This is a genomic window from Enterococcus sp. AZ020, from assembly GCF_050499205.1.
GTDB classification, from domain to species: Bacteria; Bacillota; Bacilli; order Lactobacillales; family Enterococcaceae; genus Enterococcus_L; species Enterococcus_L dunnyi.
On sequence record NZ_JBIPAT010000001.1, the window covers coordinates 1,708,501 to 1,722,743 of the forward strand.

General features: G+C 30.6%; 12 protein-coding genes. All 12 read left to right on the forward strand.

What is annotated here, in order from left to right:
• Window positions 1–15: 15 nt before the first annotated feature.
• The 12 genes from IGI58_RS08315 to IGI58_RS08370 all read left to right on the forward strand — a co-directional run bounded on the left by IGI58_RS08315 (window position 16) and on the right by IGI58_RS08370 (window position 13,994).
• A complete protein-coding gene (locus IGI58_RS08315) occupies window positions 16–1,173 on the forward strand; it encodes a hypothetical protein (protein WP_429953829.1) in 1,158 nt (385 codons plus the stop codon).
• Window positions 1,173–2,198, forward strand: a complete 1,026-nt coding sequence (locus tag IGI58_RS08320) for a nucleotidyltransferase family protein (RefSeq protein ID WP_429956320.1) — start codon at window positions 1,173–1,175, stop codon at window positions 2,196–2,198. Before IGI58_RS08315 ends, IGI58_RS08320 begins: the two co-directional genes overlap by 1 nt.
• Entirely contained in the window at window positions 2,189–3,673 is a 1,485-nt protein-coding gene (locus tag IGI58_RS08325; RefSeq protein ID WP_429953827.1) for a hypothetical protein, read from the forward strand. The genes IGI58_RS08320 and IGI58_RS08325 overlap by 10 nt, the downstream gene beginning before the upstream one ends.
• A gap of 31 nt (window positions 3,674–3,704) precedes the next feature.
• Window positions 3,705–4,721: an aminotransferase class III-fold pyridoxal phosphate-dependent enzyme gene (locus IGI58_RS08330; RefSeq protein WP_429953826.1), complete on the forward strand. Its 1,017-nt coding sequence runs from the start codon at window positions 3,705–3,707 to the stop codon at window positions 4,719–4,721.
• 224 nt (window positions 4,722–4,945) lie between these two features.
• Complete coding sequence (locus tag IGI58_RS08335; RefSeq protein WP_429953825.1) at window positions 4,946–5,908, forward strand: phosphotransferase; 963 nt, start codon at window positions 4,946–4,948, stop codon at window positions 5,906–5,908.
• Window positions 5,909–5,966: 58 nt separating this feature from the next.
• Window positions 5,967–6,356, forward strand: coding sequence for a hypothetical protein (locus tag IGI58_RS08340; RefSeq protein WP_429953824.1), 390 nt, complete (start codon window positions 5,967–5,969; stop codon window positions 6,354–6,356).
• Window positions 6,349–8,091 (forward strand): ABC transporter ATP-binding protein, encoded by a 1,743-nt coding sequence (locus IGI58_RS08345; RefSeq protein ID WP_429953823.1) that lies wholly within the window; start codon window positions 6,349–6,351, stop codon window positions 8,089–8,091. The genes IGI58_RS08340 and IGI58_RS08345 overlap by 8 nt, the downstream gene beginning before the upstream one ends.
• Entirely contained in the window at window positions 8,084–9,805 is a 1,722-nt protein-coding gene (locus tag IGI58_RS08350; protein ID WP_429953822.1) for an ABC transporter ATP-binding protein, read from the forward strand. Before IGI58_RS08345 ends, IGI58_RS08350 begins: the two co-directional genes overlap by 8 nt.
• Entirely contained in the window at window positions 9,798–10,484 is a 687-nt protein-coding gene (locus IGI58_RS08355) for an HD domain-containing protein (protein WP_429953821.1), read from the forward strand. The genes IGI58_RS08350 and IGI58_RS08355 overlap by 8 nt, the downstream gene beginning before the upstream one ends.
• A 416-nt stretch (window positions 10,485–10,900) precedes the next feature.
• On the forward strand, window positions 10,901–11,428 hold the full coding sequence (locus tag IGI58_RS08360) for a hypothetical protein (RefSeq protein WP_429953820.1): 528 nt from the start codon (window positions 10,901–10,903) through the stop codon (window positions 11,426–11,428).
• 26 nt (window positions 11,429–11,454) lie between these two features.
• Window positions 11,455–12,381, forward strand: a complete 927-nt coding sequence (locus IGI58_RS08365; RefSeq protein ID WP_429953819.1) for a hypothetical protein — start codon at window positions 11,455–11,457, stop codon at window positions 12,379–12,381.
• A 680-nt stretch (window positions 12,382–13,061) separates the two neighbouring features.
• Window positions 13,062–13,994 (forward strand): hypothetical protein, encoded by a 933-nt coding sequence (locus IGI58_RS08370; protein ID WP_429953818.1) that lies wholly within the window; start codon window positions 13,062–13,064, stop codon window positions 13,992–13,994.
• Window positions 13,995–14,243: the final 249 nt, after the last annotated feature.

A 14,243-nucleotide genomic window follows, 5' to 3' on the forward strand; every position in this document is an offset into this window, starting at 1 on the left:
AGGAGTAGAGAAAGAATGAATGAGATAATATATGAGCTTTTTAATAGAAAAAAAGAGTTGAATAAGAGTAAAGGATATATATTTTATGATTCTCAATTTCATTTCTATTCACTGAACAGTAGAGATTTAGATAAAATTGATGAATTGATTGAAGAATATTCACATACAGGAGCTGACAAAAAAAATCATACAAGACAGTTTGAAATTGTTATGATCACTTCTCCTACTCTATTTGAAAACATGCTTAATAAATTAGAGCACATAAAATATAACTTGATAAAAACATTTAAAGACGGCATTTTCCATAAAGAATATGAAATTGGAGAAGAAAGAGCAGTCTATATCGAAGAAACGGAAACCCCGCACTATCTGATATTAAAAGTAGATTTATGTTACTTTATTATTCTAAAAAATGAGGCCGATTTTAATTTGGCATTTAGGGTGGTGAGAGAAGTTATTTTTAGAACGTCTGAAGATGATGGTTTCATAATGTTTCACGCTGGAGCAGTTGTCTTCAAAGAAAGTGGCATTATGGTTTGTGGAGATAAGGCTTCTGGAAAAACAACTATGCTACTTTCACTGATTTTAAATGGAGCAGATTATATTTCTAATGATAGATTGCTGGTTAAAGAAACAAAACAAGGATTTCTAATAAAGTATTTTCCTATTTCTATGAGAATTGGCCGTGGAACGATAGCTGCTATTCCACAACTAGCAAAGAAAGTGAATAACGATGGTCAAAAATGGAGTAGGCCACAAGTTGAAGAAATTAAAAATCAAGTGGCTCTAGATGAACATGCAGATTTTGGTTCAGCTGTGAAACTCGAAATTACTTCAAAAGAATTAAAAGAGCTGTTCGCCGTAAACTTGAAAGAACAGGCCTATCTGAAAACGGTTATTTTTCCGAAAATAAATCTGAATATATCCGATATACATGTTTCAGAAATGGACAGCAAGAAGGCGGCGATATTATTGCAGGAACAATGTATGAGTCCTTTGGATGAAAACTGGATTGAACCATGGCTAAAAAAAAGAAGAGAGACCGATCAATTCATTATAGAGTACTCTGAAAAATTGGTTGACCATATGATTGAACAAACAAAGGTTTATCAAATTGAATTTGGGAAAAATATTTTTAATGATAGTCAACAGTTATTAAATGATTTTGAATAATGAAAGGAATGCAGATGCAAAAGAATAGTCAGAAATTTATTGAGATCCTTACTGGACTGGCTACTGAAGGAAACCAGTTTTCTTTAGACAGAGGAACTAAGGAAATATCGACTTTTTTATACCAGCATAAATTAACACCGTTCTTTTTAAGTTATCCTAATGTATTGGTTGAAACCGATTTTAATGAGGAAGAAAAAAATAAAGTATGTTTAAAGCAATATGAAAAAAAATTACTTGGAAAGAGTGAGAAGCACTTAAAGTTGCTAGTTGAGCTGGCTAGTATATTTAAACAAGCCGAAATCAGTTGGCTTCCTTTAAAGGGAACTTTACTATCAAAACGTCTATACAATCATTACCATATGAGAATAGTTGGAGACATTGATCTGTTGATCAGAAAAAAAGATATCTATACTGTGGCAGATAGTCTAGAAAAAAATGGATTTTTTATTAACAGAGAAGAAATGGAAGATAGTTTAATCAATCACTATCACTATACTGCTTTTAAACAGAATGTTCCGATTGAGATACATTGGAATATTGATTATGGGGACTTGGATTATCCTGATATCTTTTTTAAGGAAGCCCAAACAAATTATCTGCTAAACGAAGAGATAGAAATAGTAAGTGATGAAAATCAAATTATTTTGGCACTTGTCAATATTAGTAAAGACTGGTATACCAGAACTTGTTTATCTAAATATTTGGATTTGATTTTTTTATTAAAAATCGGGAAGTATGATTACACTAGTTTGGTGAATAAGATTGAGCATTTTAAACTTGAAAATAGAATTTATCCAATAAAAATAATTCTTCAGCAATTATTTTCTTACTGGGGGATGGCGGAGATCACCTGTAAGCCTTCACAGCTTACAAAAATAGTTACAAAGTGTTTTGTTAGATGTGAAGATGTGCTGCAATTAAAACCACCTATGATTTTAATACGGAAATTAGGGGAACGAATTATGTGGAATACCGCAAGTTATTATTATAGTTCAAGAGGAGGCCCTATAAAAAAATGTTTTTAGTGCTATTTTTATTTATATTTTTTAGATATATAAGAATTAACTATAATATTTTACGGACATTGAACAAATTAAAAACCCCAGCATTGGTCGAGGAATCTGATAATGGTCTCTTTACATTGAATATTTGTATTCCTTGTTTAAGAGAACAGAATATTATCGAAAAAACAATAACAGACTTATTATCTTGCTTTAAGACTGTGAATGTTAGAATCTATATAGTAACCACTTCAAAAGAAAATAGTGAAAAAAAAGAAAATTATCGTTATTTAGAAGAATTGGCTTGGAGTATATGTGAGGGGGAAAAGAGTTTTTCAATCTGTGAAAAATATAATCATTTATTTGATAGGGAAGAACTTATACAGATTTGTGAAAAGCATCAGTCTGAAGAATTTAAAGAAGTTTTGACGTCCATTCAAGCAACCTACTTAGATAAAAAAACAACCTACGAATCAGTATTAGAACTAATAAAAATAAACAATTGGAAAAATGTTATTTTACTGGAAGAAAAAAATGATACCGGCTGTATGGCTTCTCAGGTTAATTATTGCTGGAAGTCTATCAATAATGAAAGAATAGAGAAATCTCCAAATGACTACTTTATGGTTTATAATGCTGATTGTAAACCATCAGCTGATTTAGAAGCTTCACTTGTCAAAGAGATAAAAGAAAATGAATTTCCTGATGTGTTACAGCTGATAAGGGTTTATACTTTAAATTATTCACAATATTCTGGAATGATTGGCTACTACTTAAAAGGAAGTGCACTGTATCAGTCTAGGTGGAGTCTGGGCTATGAATATCCTATGTTGAAAAGAACTTCCGATAGTTGGAAAAAAAAATCTTTTATGTTTAAGTTAAGAAGTAGGTACATGATTGGGCATGGAATGACTTTCCGAATGGATTTTTATGGGAAAATGGGAAAATTAAATGAAAAAACTAATTTGGAGGACTTATATACAGGTTACTTGTTGAGTTGTCTGAACATTCCGATAATACCTGTTTTAGCCATTGATAATACGTTGAATCCAAGTACTATCTATTCATTATTTAATCAAAAAATGACATGGTTTTCAGGTATGTTTGATGTATTCAATTATAAGAACTATTACAAAAAAAATCACAAGAAAAATTATTATCGTTTACGTTCATATTACTTTACTATCTGTTTTCTGATCAGAGATACCTTGTCATGGCTATTTGGGCCATCGATCTTGATGATCTGTTTGTTACTTTCATTTACTAAACTCCCCTATTTTTTGCTATTGAGTACTTTAATAGCAACAAATGTCTGTTTTTGTCTATTGCTCCAGCATCAGCTAATGAAAAGAAACTTAATCGATGAAAAAAGATACAATTGGCTGTTCACAGCAATAGGGGTTATATTATATTCTTTTACAAGAAATTTGCCTGCGCTAACATTTATTTTGAATAAAATAAAAATAAAAAATTACAAGAAATATAAAACAGACAGATAATGATTTTATATAAAGGAAGTGAAATCACTAAATGGAATTTACTAAATCAATAAAAGAGTATTATGTTGCACAATCATTGATTGTTGGTGGTGTAAAAAAAATGAATAAATTAGGACCAATAGAAAAATTTCCTATTTATTTTTCACGAGCAAAAGGTTCTGTTGTTTGGGATATCGATGGGAATGAATATGTAGATTTTATTTCTGGAAAAGGTGCGATAATTTTAGGATATGCAAATGATGAAGTGAACAGGCAGGTTGTCAATCAGATAAATATGTCTAATTTTATGCCATTGAGTAATCCTATACAAAATGAACTGGCAAAAATAATCAATGAAAAAATTCCATGCGCTGAAAGGGTCAGATTTTTTAGAACAGGATCTTGTGCGGCCTCTGCGTTAATAAGATTAGCCAGAGCATATACTAAAAAAGAGATCATTCTAACATCAGGTTACCATGGATGGCACGATACTTTTACTGGGGGACGAAATGGAGTTCTAACAGAAAACAGCAACTATACATTGGATTTTCAATATAACGTTGATCGTTTAGAAAAATTTTTAGTTAAATATTCGGGTTCTGTAGCAGCCATATTTATTACACCAGAGCCCTGTTTCTTTGGCAAAGAATTTTATGAAGAATGTTTTTACCTATCGAGAAAGTATCACACCTTGTTCCTATTTGATGAAATAAAAACAGGTTTTAGAACGAGTCTAGAAGGATTTCAGAGTAAAATCGGGATAATTCCAGATGCAGCTACTTTTAGTAAGGCTATGGGAAATGGATATGCGATTTCTGCAGTAGCAGGTTTTGAGAAGTTGATGTTTGCGGAAGAAGAAACTCATTTATCAGGGACATTCGATACAGAAGCCTCTTCCATAAGTGCATCTATAAGGACAATTGAACTGCTTGAAAAATATAATGTTGCTTCATATATAGAAAATTTAGGACGGTACTTTGCTGAGGAATTAGACAAATTATTTCTTAAAAAAAAAATTCCCGGCAAAATGTTTTTACAGAGATGCTTCGGCTTTTCATATCATATTTGAGACTGAAGATTTAGGGAATGAATTTTATGGTGCATCGATAAATAAGGGAATATTGTTTTATTGTTTTAATAATGTTAACATTAATTATTCACACAAAAAAGATCAAATTGATAACGTTTTGAACAGTATTAACAAGATTGTTGACGGCTTGACATTTGACAAGGGGCTTTTGTCAGATTCTGCTTATAAGAAGTATCTGATTAAAAATAGGCTTGTATCTGATTATGAATAATGAGTTGATTAAAGAATATTTATCTGCAACCTATGATAGTATGCCAGAAAAAATTGAACGAATTCAATCAAAATTTGGAACGAATAATCTATATTTTCTAAAGAATGGCAAACAGAGAAGAGTCTTAAAATTCTATAGATCTAAGCATTCATTTGTAACAGATACAAGCTGCTTAAAGTTGATTTATGGTGATTCATTTATTTTAAATAGGTTTATAGATAATGAAACATCAACAACCAACATTTATTCGGTGATAATGGAATATGTATCTGGGGAAATTGTACAATTTAGTGAAGAGCAGCCCTCGGATAAAGAATTCAAACTGGCCAGAAAAATTGGTGAAGCATTATGTTGTTTCCATAAAAATTCCAGACAACTGGTCAATCAGCAGACAAATATATTCTCGCCTGTAAACTGGAAGGTGTATGTCAATGATAGAGTTAAGCAGTTTGAATCAAAAATGAAAGACCAGCAACTTGTTCTTGCAATAAATTATTTGAAAGAAAAAAATATTTTTAACCAGACCCAACAAGAAATTACCTCCCAAATTCTCCATAACGATCTTCTTCCAGATAATATCATCTACAATCATGAAAAAGATCAAGTTTACTTAATTGATTTCGAACGAGCGATTGTTGGGCACTATGAGTATGATTTTGCTAAGTTATTTTGGCGAACCTTTCATTTTGATACTTCAACAATAAATCATTTTTTATACGGATATGGAATAGGTAGAATTGATGAGACGTTTAAAAAAAATCAAATTTTCTATCTTGTTTTCCACATACTCGAAATGATTAGTTATCTAAAGAATCAAAAAGAAACGATAGAAAATAAGAAAACCTACGAATCAGGATACAGTATTTTAACGTTTCTTATTCAAGCTGATTTTAATATTTATCCATCATCTGATTATTTATTGGATGATGGACGGCATAGTATGTTTCACAAATAATATTTTCTGAACAATGATTCAGCAACGGCTATCAAAATACAAATGAGGATAGAAATAGATGAAAAAAGCATATGGTATTATCCAATATTTTTTGATCGTTACGTTTTTCTGCACAATATCAACAGTTATTGCAATTAAGATACCTGTTGATATTAGAGCGGTAGAAACTGTTACGCTAGTAAAAAAAAGTGAATCAAAAAGTTATTGTTTTACAGGAAGTGACAATGTAATTGCAAATCGAGTATATATTTATAAAGAACGAAATCAAACTGTTCAGGTAGGGAATGTGGTTGATCAAGAGGGAACGTACCTTTATATTGATTTTCTCGCTAAAGAACCCACAGAGTTACACTTACGTTTAAAAGAAAAATATATTCTGGAATATACGACGAAACAACTCTCACTTTTAGAAGTATTATTTTGCAGAGGAGGGAAGACTTTTGAATAGAAAAGAAAATTTTTTCAGTACCTATAAATTTATTGATATTTTTTTGAAGGGGTATAAGGGAAATCTGCTACTTTTTTTTATTAGCTGTTTCTTTGATTATTTTTTATATATCATTACACCGATTATTTTTGGTTTAATGCTGGATCAAATTGTCTACTATAAAAATATCAGTTTATTTTTGTCAATAAGTAGTCTTATTGTCGTGTTTTTATTTTTCTATATTTTTCTCTATGTACATATGTATAAACAACACGATATTTTAACTACTGGTTTCATTATGAATGTCAAAAAGAAGGCCTACGAGCATTTGTTGGAGAGCAAATCAATCTATTTTATTAATAAAAAAGCAGGTGAAATTGTTACAATTGTTAATCAGTATAGTAATGATTGTTTGGCATTTTTGATAAAAGACATTATTTTTAATCTCAATAATCTTTTTAATGTCGTTTTTTGTCTAGCCTATATTTATATAATGAATGTTCAACTCGGAATACTTATTTCACTGCTGGTACCTATATCGGTATTTTTTTCTACGTTACTAAATAAGAAAATAAATAGCTTATTTAATAACAATAGAGTATTTAAAGAAAGATATGATGGTAGAATTTTTGACTTGTTGGCTAATTTTACTGAAATAAAATTATTAAGTGGTGAGAAAAATGCTATAAAAATATTTAGCTCTGAAAATAACAAACTTCTAGATAACAAGTTAAAAGTAGATACTTCGATAAATAATTTGAAAATTCTTTATGAAGGGATCAACCTTATTATACAGTTGATCATTTACAGCCTTTTAGCGATGTTTTCTTATAGAAATCAATTGACAATAGGAATGATTTCAGTTATTCTCATCTATTTTTTTGATATAGGAAAATGTCTATCTGCTATTGTTCATTCTAATTTGGTTGCACAAGAAAGAATAAACAATATCCATGAGCTGAAGCTGTTTCTTCATTCAGAAAGTGAAAAAGAATATGCGGATTATGATGATATCCAAATAACTGCTGGGCAGATTGACTTTTGTAAAGTCAATTTCAGTTATAAAAAGAAAGCAGCTATTTTAGAGGATGTGTCACTCTCAATTTCTCCAGGGGAAAGAGTTGCAATCATTGGTGAAAGTGGTAGTGGAAAGTCTACGCTAGCATTATTACTTTTAAGATTTATGGAGATACAGTCAGGTGGAATATATATCGATAATCAGGATATAACAAAATTTTCTGTAAAAAGTTTGAGAAGAAATATTGGGATTGTGCAGCAGCAGATATTGGTGTTTCCAGGAACATTAAGAGAAAACATCACTATGGGCAAAAAGGGTATTAGTGATGAAAAAATTCTTGAAGCCTGTGATCGAGCAGGTCTAAGTGATTTCCTTCAAACACAGCCAGAAAAATTGAATACTTTGATAAGTGATACAGAGAATGTTTTTTCTGGAGGACAACTGCAAATGTTAGGAATTGCCAGAATTTGCCTTGAGGATCCAGCTATTCTTATTTTTGATGAGGCAACGAGGGGATTAGATAAAATATCTGAGGCAAAAGTTTTAGCTTCGTGGGAGAATTTGACTCAGAATAAAACAGCTATTATGATAACCCACAAATTGAGTAATACCAATTATTGTGACAAAGTGATCATGCTAAAGAATGGTAAAATCATTGAAGCAGGCACACCGAATGAAGTGTTTACACGATCAATCGAGCTAAAGAAACTATTTAATACAGGAGGGGGATATGATTAAAGCGAATGGGTCAATTAAAACTAGGATCAGTTTATTTAAGACATTTAATTATAAGGGACTGATAAAAAGAAAACTTTTGTTATTCAGTGGATTCCTGTGTTTATTGCTGTCTGCTTCTCAGTTTTTATTTCCACTGCTATATAGAAGTTTCATTAATGAAGTAATTCTAGGAAAGAGAATAACGATATTGCCGCAGTTACTGTTACTTTACGTGGTTGCTTATATTGTTAAAAGTGCGATTAATATGATTTATTTTAAAGTGAGTAACAAAAATGCATTTGCTCTAGTTAGAGGAGTGAAGGAGCTGTTATGGAAAAAAGAGATTTCTAAAAGTTTATCTGCATTAAGTAAGCTGGATGTCGAGGATAAGTTTATAAATATCGAAACAGATACAAGGTCAGTATATACTTTTTTATCTGAGCAAATTGAAGGATACATTGTTCAGTTCTTTACAGCGATCACAGCAATCCTGCTATTGTTTTGGGTTAATCTGAAACTTGGCTTTTTAGCGTTCATAGTTTCAATGGTTTCAATTGTAGTAGACGGAATGATTTCAAAAGCGCAAGGTAAGATGAATTTAGAGAATCGGGAAAATGATCGGACGATTTCAAATTGGATTAAAAATTCTGTTTATGGTTGGAAAGACATTAAGGCTTTTGGAATGCAGAATTTTCAGATGGAAAAGTTTAGTCAGTTAGCACAAAATTATGCATCATATCACCGGAAATGGACGAATCTTTGGGTGATTAGTAACAGAATTATTCCAAGAGTAAAAAATGAATTTATTGCAAAATTTAGTTTATATTTTTTTGGTGGCTTACTAATTATACAAAATGAAATGACAGTAGGATCTCTATTGGTTTTTATATCCTACTTCAATTTTTTTCTCCAATCTATTAATCAATTGACGGCTATAAACAACCACCTGAACAACGACAAGCCATACTACGCTAACATCTCTGAAGAGTTGATTAATGTTCAAACAATACCAGAAACTCTTCAAAATGAAAGGATACTGGGAAATATAGATTCTATAAAATTTGAGAATATTTATTTTTCATACAATCATAAACCTGTGTTGAATAACTGTTCATTTGTTATTAATAGAGGTGATAAAGTAGCGATTATTGGAAACAGTGGTTCAGGAAAATCAACATTGATGAAATTGCTTGCAGGAATTATATCCCCTGATCAAGGTAGAATTCTTTTATCAGGAAATGCTATCAAAGAGATTGAAGAAAGTGCTATATTGAAGAGAATTGGTTTTGTTTTTCAAGATGCAAATCTTTTTTCAGGAACGATCGAGGAAAATCTTTTTTTTGGTCTAAATAAAAAGAACAGCCTACAATATCAAATGAACATGGAGAAAAACAGTTTACTGGATTTTGTGCAGAAATTTTCGGCAGGTTACAAGCACGATATTGGTGATAAGGGGATGAAGCTTTCGGGTGGGCAGAAGCAGAGAATAATGATTGCACGACAAGTGCTTAGAGAAATAGAAGTTCTTGTTCTTGACGAGGCTACTAATTCTTTGGATATAAGTAATGAAAGAAATATTTTATCTGAGTTTGATTTTCTTTGGACACATATAAACATCCTTATTATTATCTCTCATCGCAGATCTACCATAGAGAAGTGTAACCGATTCTTAAAAGTAGTAGATGGAAAAGTTATAGAACTTGATAAAGAGGAGGCATTGTTAAGTGTTGAGTAGTGTAAAATCAAAAATGCTTGCGAAAAATCATGACTCAAATTGTTCCAGTATGGATGACTATTTAAAGACCCATATTTTACCGATTTATTCAGAATTTGACCAAGGACACAATGCAGAACACATCATGGAGGTTTTGGAAAGATCCTTGAGTATAGCCAAGTTGTTCAAGTTTGTAGATTTTCAAATAGTGAAAATAGTAGCGTATTTTCATGATATTGGGCTAAGTAAAGGGAGGAGAAGTCATCATTATTATTCTGCACAGTTACTAGCGCAAGATCCAATTATTTCTCGTAAATATTCTGAAAAAGAAGTCATGTTAATGATGGAGGCTATTGAGGACCACCGTGCTTCTAATTCTGAGAAACCACGTAATTTATATGGCACTATATTATCACAGGCCGATAATATTACGGATGCCTCGAAAATAATTAGACGAACATTAGGCTACGGGAAAGATGTATACAGTCATTATGATGAAGAAAGCCAGATCATGCGCGCCTATTTCTATCTAGTAAATAAGTATTCTGAAGGTGGATATTATGAAATGCAACTCGATATCAAAGAGGATCGGGAACGTCTTTCGAATTTGAGAAAAATCTTAGAAACTTATACTGGGTTTAGGGTATATTGCGTAAAATTAATGAAAGAGGAAACTGAGATCACAAGTTTAAGAGGATGATTAGGATTACTATATTTAATTGTCTAGATAAAATAAAAAATGGTAATGAAGGCTGAATGATTTATCAGAGGAAACTTTGATCAATCGTTCAGTTTTTTAGTGAATTATATCCTTCGATGAGTAGTATTTAGCAATAAAATATTCGAAATATTATTGTCAAAACTTTATTATTAAAATGAACTTTACTACTAAAATCGAGCCTGTATTTTGAAAAATATCTTATATAAAGACAATGGAGTATTCATATGATTAACTATACTCAAGGTTAGCATAAAATAATCAAAACAAGGAGATGACTGAGGGAAAAAATTAAATTTACTGCTGACATCTAAGAAAAAAATCTTTAAATATTTTAAATACTCTACAAGCAAATGGGAATACGTTTCAATATATTCTCTAATAGGGGGAATGACAGAATGATCAAAGTAAATATTATAAATCAGTTTAACAATAAAGCTTTTCAGTGCGGTGAAGCCAGCAAAAAAGTAACTCTAACTCCATTAGGTTCAGGGTTTCCTGTACCACCAGCAAACACTTTTGAAAAAAGCAATTATGACATTCACTATGCGGATGATTTAGATAATTTTGAATGTACAGGAAATATTGTTGATATTCACTGCAGTGATTCTGTTTCAGTAGTGAAAATAATAGCATTAGGTCTTTACGGAGATTATCACGAATCGATTATTATAGGAGAAAATGATAAAACGACTGAATATAAAGTGATTTTCCCGTTTATGCATCGAACTTCTTTGTCGGAAAAGAAAGCAAAATTATTTTATACTTCTGAATATGTTGTATCACAAAGCTCTCTTTCTGGTATTGTGAAACAAGGAATATCACTTTTTGAAATTGAAATTAACTTGCATCAGCAAACTAATGTTAGTTTCGTAAAGTTTCCAAGGCACTTAGGGATACATGTTTTTGCGATAACATTATTCTAAAATAATGAAAAGGAGGGATTGGATAAATGTTACAGGAACCTCAACTAAACTGTTTTGAAGTACTCATTGCAGAAAAACTTATAGAATTAAATATTGATTACAAAAATTTTTTTTGGCGAGCAGGATTAAACTACTACAAAAGCCAGAATAATGAAAAGAACATAGTCAATGTTCAACCGCATTACTACGATTATTATCTTAATAAGTATTTTGGCATTCAATTTATTGAAACCATTAATCCACCTATAGAGGAGGTAATAAGAGAGCAGGGAGAATATTTAATAAAACTAGACTATTTCTATTTGAATTATTGTCATATGTTTCAGAAAAACCATCATGTCCATGCATTGATTATTAAAGTGAAAAAAAATAAGATCTTCGTTCAAGATAACTATTTTAACTATCAAGATGAAGTTGAACCTGAACTACTTATTTCATGGTGGAATCAATCTCAAAAACACTTAAATTGCAAACTGATTGATCTGCAAAAAGCAAGATATACCTCAAAAACAATCAGTACAGTTGATGCCATAGCAGACAATTTGAAAATAATGACAGAAGCAGTACAATATGAGGATTATGAGAATTATCGATCTTATTGTGGGTTATCTGGATTGAAAGAGATGGCTACGGATATCGTATGTGCACTCAGAGAAAAACACTTCATTACCGTTGATTTCCTGCTAGAAGAGATAAATAAGATTTGTAGAAGTAGAAAACAGGCAGCAGATTTCTTTAAATTAAGAAAAAGAGCCAATTTGGAAAATAAATATTTAAATTCGTATAGTAAATGGTCAAATTTATTTTTAATGTTAATGAAGGCAGTGATAGCTAAAAAAACCAATTTGAACTATATTGATAAGCAATTTAAGGAGATAGTTAATCTGGAAAGTGAGATTATTGACATGTTACAAAAGGAATTTGATCTGTTAAATAGTCAGGCAAGGAATTAATTTCAATATATGAAAACAAATTGTTATTATTTAAAGAAAATCGTGTGACTTATGTTGGCGTCAATCCAAATTTGAGAAAACGATTCAAAGTAAATACAGAATATGATCTAGATTGAAGTAGAAACATAGATTAATAGAACTATCTAAAGGTCTATTTCATTTCTTTAATATAGCTTGTTATATAGTTATTATAGTCGTGATCTGGTTCACGTATTTGTGGGAACATCATTAAGTACGAGAACGTTGAACTATATTGAAATTTGTGAAAACCGTATCTATCAGAATATTAATCAACTCATTGATATTTTTGAAAAACTCATAAAGCTAGTCAATTCTCAAAACGTTAATTGTTGGAGTCGTTGCGAATTTATTCGCTTACGAATACAATATGGGGCAGAGATTTCTACGGAAATCGAGTACCATTCAACTGCAACATTTCAAGACACTTTCCAAATTTTGGAGAGTGTCTTTTTCTGATTTAATTGCGATTTTGGTTACAAACCCATTTGAATATAAGAACTCGATCACTGAAACTAAAGATTCGTTAAATCTGATTATATAAGAGTGACAAAAAGGCATGTCATACCCAAATCGAATAAATGTAAAAATTCTTACAAGCAGTTTCAAAAAAATATAATTACTGATATAATGTTTTTTGAACATAACTCAAGGGTATAGATTTGTCTAAATATATTATATGTTTTGTTGTAGTTGTCAGCCTAGGATTGTCATTTTACGCCTATAGTAGAATAAAAAAAGGAGAAAAAGATAAAAAAGAAAAATGGGCATTACTTATTGGTCAACTAATACCTTTGTTTGCTTTGCTATTACCAATTATTCTTCCACAAGAAGGGACTAAAGTATTTTTCCCTGAAATGGAGAAAAAGATAATAGAGACGGAACAATTACAAGAGGAAATAAAGGAAAAAGATAAATTGATATCAGAGGCTAGTATGGCACAAAAAAAAGCCAATGAAAAAATTGATAACTTAAATAGTAAAAATTATGCTGATTTGAAGAAGGTCAATCTTGTAGAAGATGGGTTAAAAGTCGAAGATCAGATCTCTATTGCTTTGGTAAATGATTCTGTCTATATAAACGATCAAGCCTTACAAAAAATATTATCTCAAGATATTAACTATGATGAAGATAATAGCACTATCTATATCGGTAGCCAAGGAAATAAAGTATCTAAAGAACAACTATCCGATGACTATTCTTTATTATACAGTGGACAATCATATAAGAGCTTTGGTAACAAAGACCATGAAATTCCCGATGATTATACTGTAGCTGGAAAAGAGTTGGCCGATGGTTTTATTTTAGAATCTTCAAGTTGGCAAGATTCATTTGTGCTTATTAGACTAGATAATAAATATTCATCAATAGAATTCGATGTAAGTAAATCTGATATTTCAGAGGGTAGTAATATCAGAGATGGTAAATTGACAATAGATTTAGATGGTAAAGAAAAATATAAGGAAACTATTAATGCTCAAATAGCTTCTCAACATTATCAATTTGATACGACGGGTACAAAAACTTTAAAGATTAATATATCTGATAGTCCTTCTGAATTTTCTTTCTATAATGTTATCTTTAATAAAGCATAGTTCTTAATACTAAATAAATGCTATATTATTTGTGAATATTTAGGTGTTCCTATAAATGAATTTTTTAATGAAACAAAGACGAAAGATTATTATCTGAAAGAAATCAACAAAATGTTAGTGGGTTTTGAAAGTAGGCAGCTGGAAAGTATTTTAGCTATGTTGAAATCAATCAACTAGTAAAAAATTGAAATATTGGTTTTCGTATAGAATATTGAATCATTTTATGTAGAAAATACCTTAAGACACTTT